The organism is Salinispora pacifica CNR114, assembly GCF_000514775.1.
In the GTDB taxonomy this organism is placed as follows: Bacteria; Actinomycetota; Actinomycetes; order Mycobacteriales; family Micromonosporaceae; genus Micromonospora; species Micromonospora pacifica.
In genome coordinates, this window is record NZ_AZWO01000008.1 from 61,625 (window position 1) to 82,623 (window position 20,999).

Sequence of the window (20,999 nt, forward strand, 5' to 3'; positions counted from 1 at the left end):
GAACCCGCCACCGGACACCGTCGCCCGAGACGGCTCCCGTTGCCGGAACCGGTCCGGCCCGGCTTGTGCCGGGGCGGCACGCTGGCGTAGGGAAGGAGTGAGCAGATGGGGAAGACACTGCACCGGCGGGCGGCGTTCCTCGCGTTGGCCCGGGCGCTCGTGGTCGGCGTACGAGGCGGGCCGGGGCTCGGGGCGCGGGTGGCGGCGCTGCCCCGGATGTTTCTGGCGACCGTCCGGGGACGGTATGACGGGGGCTTCCGGCTGGCGCTGATGACCGCCGCCGCCGCCTACATCGTCTCGCCGGTCGACCTGCTGCCGGAGCTTGGGCTGGCGCTGCTCGGGCTGGCCGACGACGCGGTCATGGTCACCTGGCTAGCCGGTAGCGTACTCGCCGAGACCGAGCGGTTCCTGGAGTGGGAGGCGCGCCAGGCTTCGGCCGTCCCGGGCGAGGTGGCGGGCGGACGGGACGTAGGCTGAGCGCGCGACATCCGTATTCGTCTGCCCGGCCGCCCACCCGGCGGCACCGGAGGAGAAGGGCACAACCAGGTGCAGTACTACGACAACGTCGTCGAGTTGATCGGCAACACCCCGCTGGTACGCCTGCGCAACGTGACTGAGGGCATCCAGGCCACCGTCCTGGTGAAGGTGGAGTACCTGAACCCCGGCGGGTCGGTCAAGGATCGGATCGCCCTGCGCATGGTGGAGGACGCCGAGCAGGCGGGGATTCTCCGACCGGGCGGCACGATCGTCGAACCGACCAGTGGCAACACCGGGGTCGGGTTGGCGCTGGTGGCCCAGCTGAAGGGCTACCGGTGCGTGTTCGTCTGCCCGGACAAGGTCAGCCAGGACAAGCAGGACGTGCTGCGCGCCTACGGCGCTGAGGTGGTCGTCTGCCCGACCGCGGTCGCGCCCGCGGATCCCCGCTCCTACTACAACGTCTCCGATCGCCTCGCCCAGGAGATCCCCGGCGCCTGGAAGCCCAACCAGTACGCCCACCCGGCGAACCCCCGCTCCCACTACGAGACCACCGGTCCGGAGCTGTGGGCGCAGACCGAGGGTCGGATCACCCACTTCGTCGCGGGGGTCGGCACCGGTGGCACGATCTCCGGTATCGGGCGCTACCTGAAGGAGGCGTCGGCGGGGCGGGTCAAGGTGATCGGCGCCGACCCGGAGGGGTCGGTCTACTCCGGTGGCACCGGGCGGCCGTACCTGGTCGAGGGGGTCGGTGAGGACTTCTGGCCGGAGACCTACGACCGGGAGATCGCCGACGAGATCGTTGAGGTCTCCGACAAGGCGTCGTTCGAGATGACCCGCCGGCTGGCCCGGACCGAGGGGCTGCTGGTCGGTGGCTCCTGCGGGATGGCGGTCGTCGCGGGGCTGGAGGTGGCCCGTGCAGCCGGTCCGGACGACGTGGTCGTGGTGCTGCTGCCGGACGGGGGGCGCGGCTACCTGTCCAAGATCTTCAACGACTCGTGGATGGCCCGGTACGGCTTCCTGGACAACTCCGGCAACGAGCCGACCATCGCCGAGACCCTCGCCGGCAAGCCGGGTGGGTTGCCGGAGCTGGTGCACGTGCACCCGACCGAGACGGTTCGGGACGCGATCGACTACCTGCGCGAGTACGGCGTCTCCCAGCTGCCGGTGCTGAAGGCTGAACCGCCGGTGGTGACCGGCGAGGTGGCTGGGTCGATCGCGGAGCGGGACCTGCTCGACGCGCTCTTCACCGGCCAGGCGCAGCTGCACGACACCATCGAGCGGCACATGGCCGCGCCCCTGCCGATGATCGGTGGCGGGCAGCCGGTCAGCGAGGCGGTGACTTTGCTGGAGAAGTCCGACGCCGCTCTGGTGCTGATCGACGGCAAACCGAAGGGGGTTCTCACCCGGCAGGACCTGCTCGCCCACCTCGGTTCCCGCTGACGGACGCTGGATCAACCCCCCGCGGGGCCCTCGCCGACCTGGGCGTGGGCCGGGGCCCTGCCGGGTACCTCGCCCATCGGAGCTACAACTCCCGCCGGTAGCGGAGCAGCACGGCGGGGGTCGAGCCGATCAGTTCTTCCTGGGTGACGCCGGTTGGCCGCCACCCGCCCCGCTCGTAGAAGCGGCGGGCCGGTCCGTTCTGCCGTAACACCCAGAGGGCTGCGACCCGCCAGCCACGGGAGCGCATCTCGGCCAGGGCGTCGGCCATCAGCATCCGGCCCAGCCCGCGGCCCCGCTCTGCCGGCTCCAGGTAGACCGCGTGGAGCAGCCCGGTGGCGGGGTCACCCTGGTCGTCCGGGCCGAGGTAGCTGAAGCCGACCAGGTGGTCACCCCGTTCCGCCACGGTCAACACGTGGTCGGCGCGCTCGTGACTCCAGCGTTCTCGCCAGTACTGTCCGAGCGCCGCCGGGGTCGGCTCGGTCAGCTGCGCGGTGGTCAGGAGGGGGGCGTAGGCGGCGACTCGGGAACGGTGGTGCAGCGCCCCAACCGCGATCAGGTCGTCCACCGTCCCGGGACGGAGCGTGACGGTCACCTGGCCGAGGGTACCCGCCGGGGTGGCACCGGCACGGTCGTCAGGTCCTCGGCGACCACCAGATCACCCGTGAAGTGCTCCCGGGCCTCGGCGGCGAAGCGGTCCAGGTCCGGGTAGCGCTGGGAGAAGTGGGTGAGCACGAGGCGGCGTACCCCGCACTCGGTGGCGACCTGCGCCGCCTGCCCTGCGGTCAGGTGCCCAACCTCGGCGGCGAGCGCGGCCTCCGAGGCCAGGAAGGTGGCCTCGATGACCAGGAGGTCGGCGTTGTCGGCGAGGGCGTACACCGCGTCGCAGAGGCCGGTGTCCATCACGAACGCGAACCGCTGGCCCGGCCGCGGCGTGCTCATCTGCTCCCGGGTGACCCGCCGTCCCGCCACGTCGAGGTGGCCGACGCGGAGCAGCTCGCCGATGGCCGGGCCGGCGATGCCGTGGGCCGCGAGCCGCTCCGGCAGCATCCGGTGCCCGTCCGGCTCGACCAGCCGATACCCGTACGTCTCGACCGGGTGCCGGAGCCGGCGGGCCTCCAGCACGCCGCCGCGGATCGCGATCTGCTGCCCGTCCGTGGCGATCGGTACGACGGCCAGCTCGGCGGTCTCGTAGAAACTCGACGCGTGCCGCAGCCGGGCAAAGTACTCGGCACCGCCGGCCGGAAAGTGCACCGTGACCGGGTGCGGCACCCGGTCCAGGGAGAGCCGCTGAATGGTGCCGGGGAGCCCGAGACAGTGGTCGCCGTGGAAGTGTGTGACACAGATCCGGGTCAGGTCGGTGGCGGTCACCGTGCTGTACAGCAGCTGCCGCTGGCTGCCTTCCCCCGGATCGAAGAGGATCACCTCGTCGTCCCAGCGCAGGACGTACCCGTTGTGGTTTCGGGTGCGGGTCGGCGTCTGGCTGGCAGTCCCGAGTACCACCAGTTCCCGCATCGACATGCCGCCCTCCTGTCGCCCTGGCGCTGCTGGGGAAAGAACGACCCCCGGGGCTTCCGCGTTGACACGCGGGCCGGCTGGACTGGGCCGGCACCCCGGGGGTCGGGTGGCTGTCATGGATTCGCCGCACCGCTGCCACACGGTCTCGACGATCTTTACTGCCCACCCAGCCGGGTGGACGACTGTCGAGGACAGCGGCTAGCGGGCAGCCACCTCACGAGTCCGATTGCTATACAAGTCTGGACCACCTCCTTTCCCGTGTACCGTCACGCTATCCACAGCGCTGTGCCCCCGGCAACGGATTTCGATCACAAGCCCGGGCGGGAGGCGAATCAGCTTCGCGACGGCCGCCCGGGCGCTGGTCGCGGCGTGGGCATCCCTCAGGTGAGGCCGTGCAGGCCGATCGGGCCCTCGCGCGGCCCGTCCTCCTGCGCGGGCTGCACGGCCAGCGACGGGAACTTCGCGAGCTCACCCGCGGGCTCCGCATCCCACTCCGGGAAGACCAGGTCGCTCTGGAGGTAGAGGCAGAGCAGCTGGGTCAGGTGGCGCAGCCCGTCCAGATGGGTGCGCTCGTGGCCGTGAGTGGCGTCCACCCCGAATCCGAGCAGCGCCACCCGGGCGTGCGCACCGGCCTCGACCGCCGCCGCGACATCCGAACGGTAGTTGTCGAAGACGTCCCGGACCAGGTCGACGTCGTTGGCGCGGGCGATCGCCGCCAGGTTGCGGGTCAGGTGGTAGTCGAACGGGCCCACCCCGTCCCCCATCGCCAGGGTGGCCGCGTCCTCCCGGGACTGCTGTCCGGGGGCGACGACGGCCGCGTCCACCGAGACGATCTCAGCCACATCCGGATCCAGCCCGTGGGAGGCGCCGTGGCCGATCTCCTCGGTGACAGTGATCAACAGGTGTGCGCTGACCGCCGGGGTGACCCCGGCGTCAACCAACGCCTTGCACGCGGTCAGCACCGCGGCCACGCCCGCCTTGTCGTCCAGGTGACGGGACTTCACGTACCCGGCGGGGGTGACCTGTGGGTTGGGTAGGAGCGCCACGAAGTCGCCCACGTCGATCCCCAACGCGCGGAGGCCGGCGGTGTCGTACACCGGCTCGTCCACCCGGACCTCGACCAGCTCCCAGCCGATGCCCTGGGAGTCCACCGCGTCGTTGTATCGGTGCCCACTGGCCTTCAACGGCAGCACCTGGCCGGTGACCACCCGATCCAGGTGATCGGTGAAGACCCGTACGTGGGCGCCCTCGGCGAAACGTGCGCTGTGCGTCCCGATCGGCTGGAGCTCCAGCCGCCCGTTCTCCTTGAGCCGCTTCACCATCCCGCCGATGACATCGGTGTGCACCACGATCGCCCGGTCGGCCCCGGTTGTGCGGGGGCCCGGCAGCTCGGCGCTGAGCGCGCCGCGTCGGGTCAGCGTGGACGGGATCCCGAGCGCCGCCAACCGCTCGCCCACGTACTGCTGTACGTGGTCGGTACGGCCGGCCGGGCTCGGGATCTCCAGTAGCTCCACCAGGACGTGGCGTAGGTAGTCGAGGTCGAGTGGGAGGGGTACGGGCTGGCTCGGGGTCATACTCCAGAGCTTGCCGCACCCGCCGGGGACCAGAGGCGTTGCGGTGCCCGGGTCCCGGGGAAGAGTAGATCGACGAAGCGTTCGGCGGTCGGCTGCGGCTCGTGGTTGGCCAGGCCGGGTCGCTCGTTCGCCTCGATGAAGACGTGCTCGGGATGCTCCGCGGCGGGCACCAACAGGTCCAGCCCGGTCACCGGGATGTCAAGTGCCCTACTCGCGGCCACACACGCCTCGGCGATCTCTGGATGCAGCTCCGCGGTGACATCGTGGATCGTGCCACCGGTGTGCAGGTTGGCGGTCCGGCGGACGACCAGCAGTTCGCCCTCCGGCAGGATGTCGGCCAGGGCGTATCCGGCTTCGGCGACCACCTCGCGGGTCATCTCGTCCAGTGGGATGCGGGACTCGCCGCCGGTCGCGGCGGCCCGACGCCGGCTCTGCCGCTTGATCAGCTCCGTGATGTCGTGCGCCCCGTCGCCGATGATCGATGCTGGTCGACGCAGCGCGGCCGCCACCACCTCATGATCGATCATGATGACGCGCAGATCCTCACCGGCGCGCAACTCCTCGAGCAGCACCTCCGGGCAGTATCGGGTGGCCAGCTCGATGGCCGTCTGCAGGGCCTCGGCGGTGCGTACGCCGACGGTGATCCCCTTGCCCTGCTCGCCCCGGGCCGGCTTGACGACCAACTCGCCGACCTCGGCCAGGAACGCGGTGTCGGCCCCGTCACCGGTGGCCGTCCGGCCCCGCGGCACGGAGAGCCCGGCCTGGGCGAGGATCCGCCGGGTGACCCGCTTGTCGTCACAGCGGCTCATCGCCACCGCCGAGGTCAGCTCGGAGAGCGACTCGCGGGTGAGGATCGTCCGGCCGCCGCTGGTCAGCCGCAGCTCACCCCAGGTCGGGTCGGTCACCTCCACCCGGATGCCCCGGCGCATCGCCTCGTCCGCGACGATCTGCGCGTACGGGTTGAGCTCGTCGTACCCCTCCGGCATGGCGGGGAGGAAGAGCCGCTCGTTGATCGGGTTCTTCCGCTTCACGCAGAGTGCGGTGACGCGGTAGAAACCGAGCCGCTCATAGAGCCGGATCGCGCCCTCGTTCTCGGCGAGCACCGAGAGGTCCACGTACGCCCGTCCCCGGTTGACCAACCGGGCCGCCAGCTCGGTGATGAGCGCCTGGCCGGTGCCGGGCGGTGCGGCGTTGAAGTCCACGGTCAGGCACCAGAGGCTGGAACCGCCGTCCGGGTCGTCGAAGACGGCGACGTGGTCCACCCCGGTTATGGTGCCGACGATCTCGCCGGTCGCGTTCTCGGCGACCAGGTGCAGGAAACTGTCGGTGGCGGCGTTGGCGACGAGTACCTCCACCGGCGCGGTCACCATGCTGTTGGCCGCGTAGATCCGATTGACGTCCTCGGCGTCCTGCGCGTCCCGCAGCGGCCGGATCCGCAGGCCGGGGATTTCCGGGGCAGCGAGCCCCTCGCCGTGCAACGGCAGCCGGAAGGTCAGCGACGGGTCGATGAACAGCTCGTCCGGCAGCCGGGAGACGAGTACGTGCGGATCGTCGAGGTAGATGCAGATGTCCCGGGCGCCGGCCGCCTCCGAGCGCAGCACGTCGGCGACGTCGGCCTGGTCGGCGTAGGTCTGGCCGAACACCAACCGGCCCCAGCCGCAGTCGAGCACGACGCCCGCGGCGGGCGCGTCGGCGACGTGTTCCGCCGTGGGTACGACGGCCGGGCTGGCGGAGGTGGCCGCGGCGGCCACCGGGTCGCCGCCGGGGCCGACCCGCTCGAACCGACGGCTCCGGCCCCGTACCTGATCTGCCAGTGCTACCCCGGTCGCGAGGCTCCCCGACATGGTCAACCGATTCCGTGGTTCTGGAGCCACATTTCCAGGAGTCCGAGTTGCCACAGCTTGTTTCCGTTCAACGGGGTCAGTTCGGCGTTCGGGTCGTCGAGCAGCGCGTTGACGTAGTCGGTGCGGTACAGCCCTCGACGACGAGCCTCCGGCGCCGAGAGTGCGTCGCGGACCCGGTCGAGGAGCTTGCCCTCCAGGTGGGTGAGGCCCGGAACCGGGAAGTAGCCCTTCGGCCGGTCGATGACCTCGTGCGGCAGGACCCGTCGGCCGATCTCCTTGAGCACGCCCTTGCCGCCCTGGGCCAGCTTCAGCTCCGGCGGGCAGGTCGCGGCGAGCTCCACGAACTCGTGGTCGAGGAACGGGACCCGGGCCTCCAGCCCGTGTGCCATGGTCATGTTGTCGACCCGCTTCACCGGGTCGTCGGTCAGCATGATCTGCGTGTCGATCCGCAGGCCGGCGTCGACCGCGGTCTGCGCCCCGGCCTGGGCCAGGTGGGCGGCGACGAACTCGCGTGCCGGGTCCCCGTCGGCCAGCCAGGCCGGGTTGAGGACGCGGGCCAGCCCGGCCGCGTCCCGGTCGAAGAACGCACGGGCGTACGTCCCGAGCGCCTCCTCCCGCGCGACCTGCGCCAGCGGCGGGTACCAGTGGTAGCCGCCCAGGATCTCGTCCGCGCCCTGACCGGACTGGACGACCTTGACGTGTCGGGCCACCTCCTGGCTGAGCAGGTAGAACGCGACGCAGTCATGGCTGACCATCGGCTCGCTCATCGCGGCGACGGCCGCCTCCAGCGGCGGCACCAGGTCCTGCGACGGGACGCGGATCTGGTGGTGGTCACTGTCGAAGGTCTTCGCCACCAGGTCCGAGTAGCGGAATTCGTCGCCCTCCCGGCCCCCGACCGAGTCGAAGCCGATGGAGAAGGTGGAGAGGCCGCGCTGGCCCTCCCCGGCGAGCAGGGCCACCACCAGGCTTGAGTCCAGGCCGCCGGAGAGCAGCACGCCGACCGGTACGTCGGCGACCATTCGTCGCCGCACGGCGGTGGTGAGGGAGCCCAGCAGGGCGTCCTGCCAGTCCTCCGCCGACCAGCCGGCGCGTTCGGGGTGCCGGGTGAAGGACGGATTCCAGTAGACCCGCTCGTGGCTGCGGCCGTCCGGCTCGTAGACCCGGATGGTGGCCGGGGGAAGCTTGGCCACTCCGCGCAGGATGGTGCGCGGGGGCGGCACGATGCTGTGGAAGCTCAGGTAGTGCGCGAGCGCGACCGGGTCGATCTCGGTGTTGACGCCGCCACCGGCCAGCAGCGCCGGCAGGGTGCTGGCGAAGCGGACCACGCCCGGCGACTCGGCCAGGTAGAGCGGCTTGATGCCGAGCCGGTCCCGGGCCAGCACGAGTCGGCCGGTGTCCCGCTCGGTGATCGCCACGGCGAACATGCCGACGAGGTGGTCAACGAAGTCGAGGCCCCATTCGGCGTACGCCTTGACCACCACCTCGCTGTCTCCGGAGGAGAAGAAGTGGTGCCCCTTGGCCTGCAGTTCCGTCCGCAATTCCCGGTAGTTGTAGACGCAGCCGTTGAAGACGCCGGTCAGGCCGGCGGCGGCGTCCACGACGGGCTGGCCGCTGGCGGCCGAGAGGTCGATGATCTTTAGGCGGCGGTGCCCCAGGGCGATCGCTCCCTGTGCCCACACCCCGCTGTCGTCCGGCCCTCGGTCACTCATCGTGGCCGCCATGCGCTCCACCGTGGCCACGTCGGCCCGGGAACCATCACGGCGAAACTCTCCCGCAAGTCCGCACATGTCAGCCCATGCTGCCAGAGGATATTGCGATTAGCCTGTTGAGACTATGACGGTCGTGTAAAAGGGTTGCTAGAATTCCTGTCCTCCATTGCGCAGAGTGACGGTTCATGGGGTTGAGGGTGGCGGTTCGTGTCACGCGTGGTCACTCTGCGAGGATCTATCGCCGTCACGCGATGTGATGATTGACCCATTTATGGAATCCGATGTGGCGGGCGGGTCGCCGGCGCGAGTGATCCATCGGCCCCGCCCTCGGCTGGCGGCAGGAATGGGTCAAATCGAATAAATGGGTCATATCGGGGCGAGCCTTGCGCCGTGTCTGTTGGTATCCGGCCGAGGCGACAGCGAGGTTTAGGATCCGCGACGGACATCGGGCTCGGTGGACATCCTTCGCCGCTCGGCAGGGAGCCGCCGCCGTGGCCCGTCGCGATCCGACTGACGGGGCTGTCGATGGGCCATACCGCACATTCCGGGCGAAGGTTGAACATCGACGCGGGAGATTCGCTCGCTGTCCAGCACGTTCCCGGCCGGGTCGGTCTGCCGGTCCTGGAGGTCGAGGAGCTGCGGCACAACAAGGGAAACGCCGCGACCTACGGGATCTGGCGGGTGCGGGGGGCGGCCGGTCAAGCCGTGTTGAAGATCTACCGGCCGGGTGCGCCCGGCTACACCGGCTTCTGGCCAACCTCCACCGAGCCGACGCACTGGAACTACTGGCGGCGGGAGTCGTTGGCCTATGCGGAAGGCCTGACCTCGACTGTCTACGCCGAGGCCGGCGTCAGCGGGCCGGAAATGCTGGAGACCAACGTACGCGCCGACGGCATGGTCGAACTCTGGCTGGACTACGTCCCCGGCATCGGTGGTTTCGAATGGTCGCCCAGCCGTATCGCCCGGTTCGCCTACGAACTCGGCACGGGCCAGGCGCGGTGGACCGGGCGGGTGCCGGACCTGCCCTGGCTCTCGCGCGGTTGGCTGCGGCAGTACCTCGCCGATGGGCCGCCGCTGTCGGTGAACATCGAGGACTCCGATTGGGGTCATCCGGACGTCGCGTTCTGGCCCGACCCGGTGCGGCAGCGCCTGCGTCGGCTGTGGGCCGAGCGCAACCAGACGCTCGCGGTCGCACAGGGCGTCGAGCGTACGTTGTGCCACCTCGATGTCTGGCCCGCCAACCTCATCGATGTGGGCGGCAGGTCGGTGCTGCTCGACTGGGCGTTCGCCGGAGAGGGAGCGGTCGGCGAGGACATCTCCAACCTCATCCTGGACAGCTTCACCGACGGCCTGATGGATCCGGACCTGCTACCGGAGATCGCGGAGGGCTGTGTCGACGGCTACCTCAAGGGCTTACGGGACGGTGGCTGGTCCGGCTCCGAGGACGCGGTCCGCGTCGCGGTCGGCGCGTGTGGCGCCGCGAAGTTCAGCTGGTTTGGTCCCGCCGTGCTCGGCCGGGCGGTCAGCAACGACGTCGGGTCGTCGAACTACAGCCAGGACGAGTCCGCCGAACTGGTGGTCAAGCGGGTAGCGGGCCTGGTCACGCTCATCGCCGACTGGGCACGCGTCTCCGGATCACGCTAGGCCGGTACCACGGGGACCTGGTGGCCGCGGTCGCCGCGCCGGTTCCAGGCTAGGCGGGCTGCTCCGGCTCCAGGAACTCGAGCCGGTTGCCCAGTGGGTCGTGGGCGTAGAACCGACGGTGCCCGGGGAAGTTGTCGTCCCAGTCGACCTCGATCCCATGCTCGCCGAGGCGCTTGGCCAAGGCGTCGATGTCATTCACCAGGATTCCCGGGTGCGCCTTGCGGGCCGGCCGGAAATCCAACTGCACGCCGAGGTGGATCTCGAGCCCGCCGGAGCGGAACCAGCAACCACCGCGGGTGGCGAGGACTGGCGGCTTGGCTAGCTCGGCCATGCCCAGCACACCGCCGTAGAACTCTCGCACGGTCGGCTCCGACTCCGGCGGGATGGCCAACTGCGTGTGGTGTAGCCCGTTCAACCGGTAGCCCTGCTGCCGCTGGTCGCTCACCGACATACCCCCCACTCGTCGTGACAACGCGCCTTAACGTATCCGCCGGCCGCCGTTCGCGCTGCCCGGGTTCGGTCACCACGGCGCTCTCGCCAGACCGTTCATGCCGTTGCCGCGGAGTTGGGCAACCTCAGGAACGCACAGGTGGAACGCAGGCGGGGCCGGGCGTCCGCCGCGGCCCCGCCTGCGTGCTTACCTGGTCAGTCTCGGTTTGCCGGTTGCTCGGAAGGGGCGCAGAAGCTGAGCCCATTGGGGCCGTGGTTGCAGTAGCCGCCGGGATTCTTGGTCGGAGCGAGGTACTGCTGGTGGTATCCCTCGGCTAGGTAGTAGTCGCCGAGGGGGCTGATCTCGGTGGTGATCTCGCCCTTGCCGGCGCGGGCCACGACCGGTGCGAACGCGTCGCGGGACGCCAGCGCGGTGGTCAGCTGCTGGTCGGTGGTCGGGTAGATCGCCGACCGGTACTGGGTGCCCATGTCGTTGCCCTGCCGCATGCCCTGGGTCGGGTCGTGGTTCTCCCAGAAGACCTTCAACAGGTCCTCGTATGTGATCTTCGTCGGGTCGTAGTTGACCTGGACGACCTCGGCGTGCCCGGTCCGGCCGGAGCAGACCTCGTCGTACGACGGGTTCGGCGTGTGGCCGCCCGCGTAGCCCACCGAGGTGGTGAGCACGCCGGGCAGCGTCCAGAACAGCCGCTCGGCGCCCCAGAAACAACCCATCCCGAAGACGGCGACCTCGGTTCCCTCAGGGAACGGGCCGGTCAGCGGGGTGCCCAACACCTCGTGCGGGTCGGTGACCGGCGTTGCGACCGGGCGGCCGGGCAGGGCCTCCTCCGCGGTGATCAGCTGGGCTTTCGTACGGCGCAGGAACACGATGGAACTCCTCTCATACCTTCCCCGGCTGCAACGCCGGCCGGCCCGGTTTCCTTACCCGTGCCGACGGCTGCCTTACCCCGCGACGGTGGCCCTCAGGCGGAATCCGGCAGCGCCGCGCGGATCCGGTCGGCGTGGTCGGCCGCCTCGGCGTCGTCCCGGTAGCGGGTGCGGGGCCAGAAGAAGCCGCGCAGCCCGTCGCCCCTCGTCCGCGGCACCACATGGGTGTGCAGGTGCGGAACCGATTGCGACACCTTGTTGTTCATCGCCACGAACGTGCCGCCCGCGCCCAACCCGGCCTCAACCGCGACGGCGAGTCGGCGGACCAACGCGAAGTAACCCGGCAGCGCCTGAGCCGGCAGGTCCGCCAGCGTGACCAGGTGGGGACGCGGCACCACGAGCAGGTGGCCCGGGAACACCGGCCGGGTGTCCAGGAAGGCCACCCCGCCGGGCTCGTCCACAACCCGGAACGCCGGCACCTCGCCCGCCACGATTCCGCAGAACACGCATCCGCTCATCCCTCGGCAGGGTAGCCCAGACCGGGCCCGACTAACGTTCCGGTCATGAGTAACGGCTTCGAGACGCTCGCCATCCACGCCGGTCAGGCCCCGGAGGCCCGCACCGGTGCGGTGATCCCCCCGATTTACCAGACCAGCACGTACGCGCAGGACGCCGTCGGGGCGCCGCGCCAGGGCTACGAGTACAGCCGCTCCGGCAACCCGACCCGGGACGCGCTGCAGGAGTGCCTGGCCGCGCTGGAAGGCGGCGCCGTCGGTCTCGCCTTCGCCAGTGGCCTCGCCGCCGAGGACACGCTGCTGCGGGCGGTCTGCACCCCCGGCGACCACGTGGTCATCCCGGACGACGCCTACGGCGGCACCTACCGGCTCTTCGCTCGGGTCACCGAGCGCTGGGGCCTGTCCTACACCCCGGCCCGGGTCTCCGACCCCGACGCGGTGCGGGCCGCGATCCGGCCGGGCCAGACGAAGATCGTCTGGGTGGAGACCCCCACCAACCCGTTGCTCGGCATCGCCGACATCGCCGCCCTCGCGGCGATCGCCCACGAGGCGGGGGCGTTGCTCGTGGTGGACAACACCTTCGCCTCCCCGTACCTGCAGCAGCCGATCACGTTCGGTGCCGACGTCGTCGTGCACTCGACCACCAAGTACATCGGTGGACACTCCGACGTGGTCGGTGGGGCACTGGTCGTCGCCGACCCCGAGCTCGGTGCCGAGCTGGGTTATCACCAGAATGCGATGGGTGCGATCAACGGGCCGTTCGACGCCTGGCTCACCCTGCGCGGGATCAAGACCCTCGGCGTACGAATGGATCGCCACTGCGACAACGCCGAGCGGATCGCCACCTTCTTGGACGGGCACCCGTCGGTCGCCTCGGTCAGCTACCCCGGCCTGCCCACCCACCCCGGGTACGAGGTGGCCGTGAAGCAGATGCGACGCTTCGGCGGGATGGTCTCCTTCCGTGCGGTCGGCGGCGAGGAGCAGGCCGTACAGATCTGTAACCGGGCGAAGCTGTTCGTGCTCGCCGAGTCGCTCGGCGGGGTGGAGTCCCTGATCGAGCATCCGGGTCGGATGACCCACGCCGGTGCGGCCGGCTCGCCGCTTGAAGTTCCCGGCGATCTCGTGCGACTGTCTGTCGGCATTGAGACGGTAGACGACCTGCTGGCTGATCTGGAGCAGGCGCTGGGCTGATCACAGGGGCTGGGGGAGGGTGGCCGTGCAGGACATCGTGCCGACCTGGGTGGGGGCGACTGCCAAGCAGATCGCCCGCGGCGTGCGCCGCGGTGACATCTCCGCCACCCAGGTCGTCGCCGACCATCTCGACCACCTCGCCCGGGTCGACCCCGACCTGGCCGCGTTCCGGCAGGTACGGGCCGGTGCGGCGGTCACCGAGGCGGAGAAGGTCGACGAGCTGGAGGACCTGGCTGACCTTCCGCTGGCCGGGGTGCCGGTGGCGGTCAAGGAGAACACCGCCGTGGCCGGCCTGCCCACCTGGAACGGTTCGGCCGCGGCCCGGACCCCGGTGGCGGAGGCCGACCACGAGGTGGTCCGGCGGCTGCGCGGTGCGGGCGCGGTGATTCTCGGCGTCACCCGGATGCCGGAGCTGGGCCTGTGGGGGGTGACCGACGACTTGACCGCGGTGACCCGAAACCCGTGGGACCGTGGCCGAACCCCCGGCGGCTCGTCCGGGGGGTCGGCCGCGGCGGTGGCCGCGGGGCTGGTGCCGATCGCCCACGGCAACGACGGGCTCGGGTCGATCCGGATTCCGGCGGCTTGCTGCGGTCTGGTCGGCCTCAAGCCCGGGCGTGGGGTGGTGCCCTGCCAACTCGGCGCGGACGACTGGTTCGGCCTCACCGAGCACGGGATGCTGACCACCACCGTCGCCGACGCGGCGGTCGGCTTTCAGACGCTCGCCGGCCGGCGGCAGGAGAAGCTTGTCCCGCCGGCCCGGCTCCGGGTCGGCGTATCCCTGCGCTCCCCGGTGCGGGGCATTTCGCCGGATGCGTCGAACCGGGACGCGGTCGCTGCCGCCGGCCGACTGCTCGCCGCCGCCGGGCACGACACCGTGCCGGCCGACCCGAGCTACTCGACGACACTCGGCCTACAGGGCCTCGCCACCTGGTTCGCCGCGGCTGCCGCGGATGTCCAGGCCGCCGGCCTGGACCGGCGGAATCTGCAGAAGCGCAGCCGCCAGCACGTCCGGCTCGGAGAGTGGGTGCAGCGCCGGGGGTACGTACGCCCGGCCGACCGGGCGGACTGGCGGGAGCGCTCGATCGGACTCTTCACCGACCACTCGATCGACCTGCTGCTCACCCCGGCCCTGGCGGGCATCCCCCCGGCGGCGAACAGCTGGTCGGCTCGCTCCTGGCGGGCGAACGTCCTGGCCAACCTTCGTTACGCCCCGTACACCGCACCGTGGAATCTCGCCGGACTACCCGCGCTGGTGGTGCCGGTGGGTCGTCGCCCGGATGGGCTGCCGGTGGCGGTCCAACTGGTCGGTCCGCCCGGGTCCGAGCTCCTGTTGCTCAGTGTGGCCGGCCAGTTCGAGATGCAGGCCCCCTGGGCCCGACACGCCGATGGCTACCCACAAGGCGGGATGCCCTCGCCGGCTTCCGGGTGAGGCGTCCCGGCACCGGACCACGACAGCGGGAAGCGGGGGCGGTGGCCAGGCCCGGCGCTGGTCGGGGCGGGTGGCACGATCAGGGCATGACGAAATTGGTCAGCCTGGACGACGTACGGGCCGCGCGGGAGCTACTTGCCGGTGTCGTTCGTACCACCCCGTTGGAGCCGTCCCGTCCCCTCAGCGCGGCGCTCGGCGGGCCGGTGTGGCTCAAGTGCGAGCACCTCCAGCGAGCTGGTTCGTACAAGGTGCGAGGGGCTTTTGTGCGGATCTCCCGGCTGTCGGCGGCGGAGCGCGCCAACGGTGTGGTCGCGGCCAGCGCCGGCAACCACGCCCAGGGTGTGGCGCTCGCTGCCGGCCTGGTCGGCACGCACGCCACCGTGTTCATGCCGGTGAACGCACCGTTGCCGAAGGTGGAGGCCACCAAGGGGTACGGCGCGCAGGTCGAACTCGTCGGTAACACGGTTGACGAGACGCTGGTGGCCGCGCAGACCTACGCCGAGCGCACCGGGGCAACGCTGATCCACCCGTTCGACCACCGCGATGTGATCGCGGGGCAGGGCACGGTGGCGCTGGAGATCCTCGAACAGTGCCCGGAGGTCCGCACGATCGTCACCGGGGTGGGGGGCGGTGGACTGGTCTCCGGCATCGGCGTCGCGGTTAGGGCGCTGCGTCCGGACGTGCGGGTCGTCGGGGTGCAGGCGGCGAGCGCCGCCGCCTTCCCGCCCTCGCTGGCCGCGGGTGAGCCGGTGCGGCTGCCGTCGTTCGGCACGATCGCGGACGGAATCGCCGTCGGCCGCCCCGGTGAGCTGACCTTCCAGCACGTCCGCGCGTTGGTCGACGAGGTCGTGACCGTGCGCGAGGAGGACATCTCCCGGGCGCTGCTGATGTTGTTGGAGCGGGGCAAGCAGGTGGTCGAGCCGGCCGGTGCGGTGGGGGCGGCGGCGCTGCTGGCCGGCGTGGTTGACGTCGAGGCGCCGGTGGTCACGGTGCTCTCCGGTGGCAACATCGATCCGCTACTGATGCTGCGCGTGATCGAGCATGGGCTCGCGGCGGCCGGGCGCTACCTGCGGGTCACCGTCCGCTGCTCCGATCGGCCGGGCCAGCTCGCCCTGTTGCTCAGTGAGATCGCCGAGCAGCGGGCGAACGTCGTGGACGTCGAGCACCAGCGGGCCAATCCGCACCTGCGGCTCGGCGAGGTCGAGGTGGCGTTGTCGGTGGAGACCCGCGGCACCGAACACTCGGACACGCTGATTAGCGTGCTGCGGGCGAGTGGCTACCAAGTGGTTTTCGCCGGCGAGGCGTGAGGCCGCCCAGCCCGAGCTCCGACGGAGCCCGCAGTCCCGACGTGCCGGTGGCCCCGGGCCACCGGCACGTCGGGACGGGTGGGGTCAGCGCTGCCCTCAGCCGGCGAAGGGCTCGAAGGCGACCACGGTCACCTTGATATCGGCGCCGCTGGGCGCGGTGTAGGTGCAGGTCTGGCCCGGGCGGCAGCCCAGGATCGCCTGCCCGATGGCGGACTCGGGGCTGTAGACCGTCAGGTCGGTGGTCGACGAGATCTCACGGGAACCGAGCAGGAAACGCTCGGTGTCATCCTTGTCGTCATCGAAGTAGATCGTTACTACCATGCCCGGCGCGACCGTGTCGGCAGTCGGTGCCTCACCCACCTGAGCGGTGCGGAGTAGCTCCTTCAGGTAGACGATCCGTCCCTCGGCCTTGCCCTGTTCCTCGCGGGCGGCGTGGTAGCCGCCGTTCTCCCGCAGGTCACCCTCCTCACGCCGGGCGTTGATCTCGGCGGCGATGACCGGCCGATTGGCGATCAACGCGTCGAGCTCCGCCTGGAGGCGGTCGTGCGCCTCCTGGGACAGCCAGGTGGCGGGCGCCTCGTTGCCAGTGGACACAGGCGATCTCCTCAGTCGTGCTGGCGACAGGTGAAATTCCAAGTTACCAGTGCCCGCCGACGTCGTCGGCCCGACGATCAACGTCCAGCCCTTCGCACGCCGCCCCGCCACGGCCGTCGGAGCAGGTCAGGCCGGGCGACGACAGCGAAGTACCTCGCCGATGAAAGGGCGTCCCTCGGTCACCAGACGATGCTGTGCGCGTACCTCCCGCTCGTCGGGCTGGGCGGTCACCGTGACCTGCTCCCGGGCCACCTGGGCGCCGTCCCGGTCCCGGGCCCGCAACACACAGACCGCCGACCCGCCCGGGGGTACGGTGACCCGGAAGTCGATCAGCACCTGGGAGTCGGTGATCTCGGTATAGGTGATCACGGTTGCGTCGTACTCCAGCCCGCCGTACTGCTGGTAGAGCCGAACCACGATCGTGCCGAGGGCCGCCACCAGGGCGAGCCCCACCAGCGCGGTCAGCACTGGACGGCGCCGACGGCGCTCCCGCCGCCGGCCGTACCGGCCGGGTGGGAACACCGGCGCGCCGGTTAAATGTGTGGCGTGCATCTCGCTCACCGGCGGGCATCTCCTGGCATCGTTGTCGGGGCCATCAGCAAGAATGGTTTGGTAAGAGTGGCAGGTTCATTCTCCCAGCCGTCCGGGCACGTCACGCACCGTGGCCACGTCAGGCATCGTGGGAGCTCCAGCAGCGCCGTAAGCATCGTAGGTCAGCGCCGGTGGAGTGCCCAGGGGTGCGGGTGTGCCCGGTGGGCGGCACGACGGCGGGGGATGTGCCGTAGCCGGGCGGCCTGGGTAGGACCGCCGGGGCAGAGATGAGGAGCACCGACCTTGGCAGAGCGACTGCGACTCATGGCCGTCCACGCACACCCGGACGACGAGTCGAGCAAGGGCGCCGCGACCACCGCGAAGTACGTGGCCGAGGGGGTGGACGTCCTGGTCGTGACGTGCACCGGCGGCGAGCGGGGGAGCGTGCTCAATCCCAAGATGGACCGGCCCGACGTCTGGGCCAACATCGCCGACATCCGCCGTGCCGAGATGGACGCCGCGCGGGCCATCCTCGGTATCGAGCAGGCCTGGCTTGGCTTCGTCGACTCGGGGCTGCCGGAGGGGGACCCGCTGCCACCGTTGCCGGAGGGCTGCTTCGCCCTACAGGACGTGGCCGAGGCCGCCGGCCCGCTGGTGCGCCTGATGCGTGAGTTCCGTCCGCACGTCGTCACCACCTACGACGAGGACGGCGGCTACCCCCACCCCGACCACATCATGACTCACAAGATCACCGTTGCGGCCTTCGACGCCGCCGGCGCCGCCGAGCGTTACCCCGATCTCGGCGAGCCCTGGCAGCCGCTCAAGCTCTACTACGACATCGTTTTCTCCAAGGACAGGATCCTGGTGCTCCACGAGGCGCTGCTCGCCGCCGGCTTCGAGTCGCCGTACGAGGAGTGGCTCACGCGTTGGGAGGACCGGACAGACAAGGGCTCCAGAATCACCACCCGGGTGGGATGCGCCGAGTACTTCCCGGTCCGCGACGACGCGTTGCGCGCCCACGCGACCCAGATCGACCCGGACGGATTCTGGTTCCAGGTGCCGATGGAGGTGCAACAGCGCGCCTGGCCCACGGAGGACTTCCAACTCGTCCGGTCCCTGGTCGACAGCCCCCTGCCCGAGTCGGACCTGTTCGCTGGCATTGCTGAGCCCGGCGCACCCCGATGAGGGGGTCCATCGGCCCTGCCCCGGGGGCGGGCTAGGCTGGTCACCACTCGCGCAACGGAGGACGCCATGCTGACCGCCGCTGAGGTGCTCGCCCAAAACAACTTCGGGAACACCCGCACGGGCGGGCTGGCCGGCCCGATGGGCCTGTTCCTGATCCTCGTGCTGGCGACCGCCACCGTTTTGCTGATCCGCAACATGAACGCTCGACTGCGCCGACTGCCCAACCAGTTCCCGCCCGCCTCCGACTCCACCCCGTCCGGTGCTGATCCGGCAGCTGCGACAGTCAGTGCGGTGACCGACGGCGCCCCGGTGCGGGATTCATCACCGAATTCCGGCACCGGGTCCCAGCAGCCCTGAACCGGCCCTGGTCGCATGATTCACGACTATCGGCACCCTAGCCCCCTGTTGCGGTAACCGGTATTGGCCTAGCCTTCCCGCCGGGGACGGAAGTTTCGTCGGCCTGGGCAGGAGGGGGCGCCGATGATCAGCGCAGCTGAGGCTGCCCGTCGTACTGTCGGAGAGCTCGGGGCCGGAGCGGGGTGGTGACCTCCGCGCTGCCCGGCCAGTCCCGGGCAGGTCCCTCCGACCGGTCGCAGCGGGCTCGCGTGCTCACGGCGGCAGTGCTGGTGACGGCCTTGGTGGCAGCCGTGGCGGCGGTCATCGCGCCGAGCGGTCTGCCCAGCGACGACCCGCTCGGCGGCCTCGCACGCTTCGGGCTCGCGGTCACCGTGTTCGCATTCGCGCAGCTCGCCCAACTCCAGTTCCGGGCTGCGGCGGGAGCGGTCAGCCTCACCTGGGGCGAGGCCGCGCTCGTCATCTGTCTCCACCAGGTGCCCGCCGGCTGGATTCCGGCGGCCACCCTGCTCGGCGCCGGTCTGGCCTGGTCGGGGATGTCGTTACTCGGCACCCGCCGGCGGCCGTTGGAGATCGCCCGGGTCGCATCGTCGCTGACCGTGGCGACGGCGTTGGCCGGGTTCGTCACCACCCTGCTGGGGCAGCCGCTGCTGGCGACACCGACCCCACCGCTGGTGCTCGCGATGCTCGCCGGTGCGGTTACCTATCTACTCGTCAGTGTCGGGCTGGGTGCGGTCACCCTCAGCCTGCACCACGGCGTCCCAACGGGTGTCCTGCTGCGGGAGGTGCTCCGCGGCAAACTGCTGATGTTCGTCGGGAACGTGGTGGTGGGCCTGGTCGTGGTCGCCCTCATCGAGGTCGACCCACGTTGGTTGTTGATCCTCCCGCTGCCGCTCTGGCTGCTCCAGCAGGCCTACCGCCACCGGCTCCGCGTCGATCGCGATCGACGTGCCTGGCGGGCCTTCGCCGAGGCGACCGCCGCGCTCGATCACCGCGACGAGCGGGGCGTCGCAACGGCGGTGGTGAGTGACGCGCTGACCGGCCTGACCAACCGGACGGCCATGCTCAGCAGGGGAGACCAGGTGCTGCGGCAACTGGCCCGGGACCGGCCGGTGGCGTTGCTGCTGCTGGACATCAACCGGTTCAAGGAGGTCAACGACACGCTCGGGCACGCGGCCGGTGACCAGCTACTCCGGCTGACCGCCGACCGGCTGGGCGGGCTGGCCCGCGGCGGGGACCTGCTGGGCCGGCTCGGCGGCGACGAGTTCGCCCTCCTGTTGACCTCGGTGCCGGTGCTCGGTGACAGCGCCGCCCCGATGGCGTACACGCTGCGCCAGGCCCGGGAGATCACCGAACGGCTCGCCGCCCCCACCGAGGTGGCGGGGGTCCGAATGTCCGTGGAGGCCGCCGTCGGAGTGGTGGTCGCCAGCGCCGGCACCGCCGACATGGCGGAGCTGCTGCGCCGGGCGGACATCGCGATGTACCAGGCGAAGGAGGGCAGTGGCTGCGTCGCCGCGTACGACTCCGCGCGGGACGCCACCAGCACCGACCGGCTCGCGCTCCTGGCCGAGCTGCGCGAGGCGCTGGCCGCCGACGACCAACTGGTGCTGGTCCTGCAACCGGCGGTGGACCTGGCCACCGGGGCACCGACCGGGGTGGAGGCGCTGATCCGCTGGCGGCACCCCCGACGCGGTTGGCTCAACCCGCACGAGTTCATCCGTCCGGTGGAGAACAGCGAGCAGTTGGGCACCTTCACCCGGTACGTGCTGGACAAGGCGCTCGGCGTGGCGGCGCAGTGGGCCCGGGACGGGTTGGACCTGCCGATCTCGGTGAACCTCTCCGCCCGCAGCCTGCTCGACCGGCGGCTGCCGACCGAGATCGCGGACGCACTGCGCCGCCACCGGGTGCCGGCGCGGCGCCTCGTCCTGGAGATCACCGAGACGGTGGTGATGAGCGAGCTGGAGGTGATCGACGAGGTGCTTGGCGCGCTGCGCACGATGGGCGTGCAGCTGGCCGTAGACGACTTCGGCACCGGGTTCTCGTCGTTGACCTTCCTCACCCGGGTCGCCGTGGACGAGTTGAAGGTGGACCGTTCCTTCGTGCTCCGGATGGCCGACTCGCCGGAGGCGGCGGCGATCGTGCGCACCACGGTGGGGCTTGGCCAGCAGTTGGGGCTACGGGTCGTCGCCGAGGGGGTGGAGACCGCCGAGCAGCGCAGCGCGCTGGCCGAACTCGGCTGCACGGCCGCCCAGGGCTACCACTTCTTCAAGCCCATGCCGGCCGACAAGATCGGTGCGGTCCTCGGTGGTCTGGTCAACGGGGCGCGCTCCCGGGTTGTCCCCCTCCGGGCCGACGGCGCCTCCTGACCGTCCGCGC

At 70.8% G+C, this 20,999-nt stretch carries 19 protein-coding genes; 9 read left to right on the plus strand and 10 right to left on the minus strand.

The window, feature by feature from the left end; translation table 11 throughout:
* Positions 1 to 105: 105 nt before the first annotated feature.
* Both B118_RS0106950 and B118_RS0106955 read left to right on the plus strand, forming a co-directional pair.
* Positions 106 to 477 (plus strand): DUF1232 domain-containing protein, encoded by a 372-nt coding sequence (locus B118_RS0106950; RefSeq protein WP_018221082.1) that lies wholly within the window; start codon positions 106 to 108, stop codon positions 475 to 477.
* A 69-nt stretch (positions 478 to 546) separates the two neighbouring features.
* A complete protein-coding gene (locus B118_RS0106955; RefSeq protein ID WP_018221081.1) occupies positions 547 to 1,917 on the plus strand; it encodes a cystathionine beta-synthase in 1,371 nt (456 codons plus the stop codon).
* Between the two features lie 82 nt (positions 1,918 to 1,999).
* Here B118_RS0106955 and B118_RS0106960 read toward each other — a convergent pair whose 3' ends face one another.
* The 5 genes from B118_RS0106960 to B118_RS0106980 form a co-directional block, all read right to left on the minus strand.
* A complete protein-coding gene (locus B118_RS0106960) occupies positions 2,000 to 2,509 on the minus strand; it encodes a GNAT family N-acetyltransferase (RefSeq protein WP_028192551.1) in 510 nt (169 codons plus the stop codon).
* On the minus strand, positions 2,506 to 3,435 hold the full coding sequence (locus tag B118_RS0106965; protein ID WP_028192552.1) for a ribonuclease Z: 930 nt from the start codon (positions 3,433 to 3,435) through the stop codon (positions 2,506 to 2,508). The genes B118_RS0106960 and B118_RS0106965 overlap by 4 nt, the downstream gene beginning before the upstream one ends.
* Before the next feature lie 377 nt (positions 3,436 to 3,812).
* Positions 3,813 to 5,006 carry an osmoprotectant NAGGN system M42 family peptidase gene (locus B118_RS0106970; protein ID WP_018221078.1) on the minus strand — a complete coding sequence of 398 codons (1,194 nt, stop codon included), beginning with the start codon at positions 5,004 to 5,006 and terminating at the stop codon, positions 3,813 to 3,815.
* Positions 5,003 to 6,850 (minus strand): N-acetylglutaminylglutamine synthetase, encoded by a 1,848-nt coding sequence (gene ngg / locus B118_RS0106975; RefSeq protein ID WP_027647782.1) that lies wholly within the window; start codon positions 6,848 to 6,850, stop codon positions 5,003 to 5,005. Before ngg ends, B118_RS0106970 begins: the two co-directional genes overlap by 4 nt.
* A gap of 2 nt (positions 6,851 to 6,852) precedes the next feature.
* Entirely contained in the window at positions 6,853 to 8,637 is a 1,785-nt protein-coding gene (locus B118_RS0106980) for an N-acetylglutaminylglutamine amidotransferase (protein WP_028192553.1), read from the minus strand.
* A gap of 447 nt (positions 8,638 to 9,084) precedes the next feature.
* On the opposite strand from B118_RS0106980, the gene B118_RS0106985 reads away from it, so the two are divergent.
* Positions 9,085 to 10,203 (plus strand): aminoglycoside phosphotransferase family protein, encoded by a 1,119-nt coding sequence (locus tag B118_RS0106985; protein ID WP_238323871.1) that lies wholly within the window; start codon positions 9,085 to 9,087, stop codon positions 10,201 to 10,203.
* Positions 10,204 to 10,252: 49 nt separating this feature from the next.
* On the opposite strand, the gene B118_RS0106990 is transcribed toward B118_RS0106985, so the two are convergent.
* From B118_RS0106990 to B118_RS0107000, 3 genes are all read right to left on the minus strand, one after another.
* Entirely contained in the window at positions 10,253 to 10,654 is a 402-nt protein-coding gene (locus B118_RS0106990) for a VOC family protein (RefSeq protein WP_027645517.1), read from the minus strand.
* Positions 10,655 to 10,848: 194 nt separating this feature from the next.
* Complete coding sequence (gene msrA, locus B118_RS0106995; RefSeq protein WP_018221072.1) at positions 10,849 to 11,517, minus strand: peptide-methionine (S)-S-oxide reductase MsrA; 669 nt, start codon at positions 11,515 to 11,517, stop codon at positions 10,849 to 10,851.
* Positions 11,518 to 11,612: 95 nt separating this feature from the next.
* Positions 11,613 to 12,023, minus strand: a complete 411-nt coding sequence (locus tag B118_RS0107000) for an HIT family protein (protein WP_018810763.1) — start codon at positions 12,021 to 12,023, stop codon at positions 11,613 to 11,615.
* A 57-nt stretch (positions 12,024 to 12,080) separates the two neighbouring features.
* On the opposite strand from B118_RS0107000, the gene B118_RS0107005 reads away from it, so the two are divergent.
* The 3 genes from B118_RS0107005 (at position 12,081) to ilvA (ending at position 15,959) form a co-directional block, all read left to right on the plus strand.
* Positions 12,081 to 13,223, plus strand: a complete 1,143-nt coding sequence (locus B118_RS0107005; protein WP_018810764.1) for a cystathionine gamma-synthase — start codon at positions 12,081 to 12,083, stop codon at positions 13,221 to 13,223.
* Positions 13,224 to 13,242: 19 nt separating this feature from the next.
* Positions 13,243 to 14,652: an amidase gene (locus B118_RS0107010; protein ID WP_028188212.1), complete on the plus strand. Its 1,410-nt coding sequence runs from the start codon at positions 13,243 to 13,245 to the stop codon at positions 14,650 to 14,652.
* Between the two features lie 86 nt (positions 14,653 to 14,738).
* On the plus strand, positions 14,739 to 15,959 hold the full coding sequence (ilvA, locus tag B118_RS0107015; protein WP_018810766.1) for a threonine ammonia-lyase: 1,221 nt from the start codon (positions 14,739 to 14,741) through the stop codon (positions 15,957 to 15,959).
* 96 nt (positions 15,960 to 16,055) lie between these two features.
* Here the strand turns inward: ilvA and greA are convergent, their stop codons facing one another.
* Both greA and B118_RS28005 read right to left on the minus strand, forming a co-directional pair.
* Positions 16,056 to 16,553 carry a transcription elongation factor GreA gene (gene greA, locus B118_RS0107020; RefSeq protein ID WP_018221067.1) on the minus strand — a complete coding sequence of 166 codons (498 nt, stop codon included), beginning with the start codon at positions 16,551 to 16,553 and terminating at the stop codon, positions 16,056 to 16,058.
* 126 nt (positions 16,554 to 16,679) lie between these two features.
* Positions 16,680 to 17,114, minus strand: coding sequence for a DUF4307 domain-containing protein (locus B118_RS28005; protein WP_033660504.1), 435 nt, complete (start codon positions 17,112 to 17,114; stop codon positions 16,680 to 16,682).
* A 294-nt stretch (positions 17,115 to 17,408) separates the two neighbouring features.
* Between B118_RS28005 and mca the strand changes: the two genes are divergently transcribed.
* From mca to B118_RS0107040, 3 genes are all read left to right on the plus strand, one after another.
* On the plus strand, positions 17,409 to 18,269 hold the full coding sequence (mca, locus tag B118_RS0107030) for a mycothiol conjugate amidase Mca (protein WP_018221065.1): 861 nt from the start codon (positions 17,409 to 17,411) through the stop codon (positions 18,267 to 18,269).
* A 66-nt stretch (positions 18,270 to 18,335) separates the two neighbouring features.
* Positions 18,336 to 18,626: a hypothetical protein gene (locus B118_RS0107035; protein ID WP_018810768.1), complete on the plus strand. Its 291-nt coding sequence runs from the start codon at positions 18,336 to 18,338 to the stop codon at positions 18,624 to 18,626.
* A gap of 185 nt (positions 18,627 to 18,811) precedes the next feature.
* Positions 18,812 to 20,989 (plus strand): putative bifunctional diguanylate cyclase/phosphodiesterase, encoded by a 2,178-nt coding sequence (locus B118_RS0107040; protein WP_027645519.1) that lies wholly within the window; start codon positions 18,812 to 18,814, stop codon positions 20,987 to 20,989.
* The last annotated feature ends 10 nt before the right edge of the window (positions 20,990 to 20,999 follow it).

Excerpts from the sequence above, each read along its gene's own strand:
- B118_RS0106950 (WP_018221082.1), top strand. The coding sequence starts at position 106 with ATGGGGAAGACACTGCACCGGCGGGCGGCGTTCCTCGCGTTGGCCCGG.
- B118_RS0106965 (WP_028192552.1), bottom strand. The coding sequence starts at position 3,435 with ATGTCGATGCGGGAACTGGTGGTACTCGGGACTGCCAGCCAGACGCCG.
- B118_RS0106970 (WP_018221078.1), bottom strand. The coding sequence starts at position 5,006 with ATGACCCCGAGCCAGCCCGTACCCCTCCCACTCGACCTCGACTACCTA.
- ngg (WP_027647782.1), bottom strand. The coding sequence starts at position 6,850 with ATGTCGGGGAGCCTCGCGACCGGGGTAGCACTGGCAGATCAGGTACGG.
- B118_RS0106980 (WP_028192553.1), bottom strand. The coding sequence starts at position 8,637 with ATGTGCGGACTTGCGGGAGAGTTTCGCCGTGATGGTTCCCGGGCCGAC.
- B118_RS0106985 (WP_238323871.1), top strand. The coding sequence starts at position 9,085 with ATGGGCCATACCGCACATTCCGGGCGAAGGTTGAACATCGACGCGGGA.
- B118_RS0106990 (WP_027645517.1), bottom strand. The coding sequence starts at position 10,654 with ATGTCGGTGAGCGACCAGCGGCAGCAGGGCTACCGGTTGAACGGGCTA.
- B118_RS0107005 (WP_018810764.1), top strand. The coding sequence starts at position 12,081 with ATGAGTAACGGCTTCGAGACGCTCGCCATCCACGCCGGTCAGGCCCCG.
- ilvA (WP_018810766.1), top strand. The coding sequence starts at position 14,739 with ATGACGAAATTGGTCAGCCTGGACGACGTACGGGCCGCGCGGGAGCTA.
- mca (WP_018221065.1), top strand. The coding sequence starts at position 17,409 with ATGGCCGTCCACGCACACCCGGACGACGAGTCGAGCAAGGGCGCCGCG.
- B118_RS0107035 (WP_018810768.1), top strand. The coding sequence starts at position 18,336 with ATGCTGACCGCCGCTGAGGTGCTCGCCCAAAACAACTTCGGGAACACC.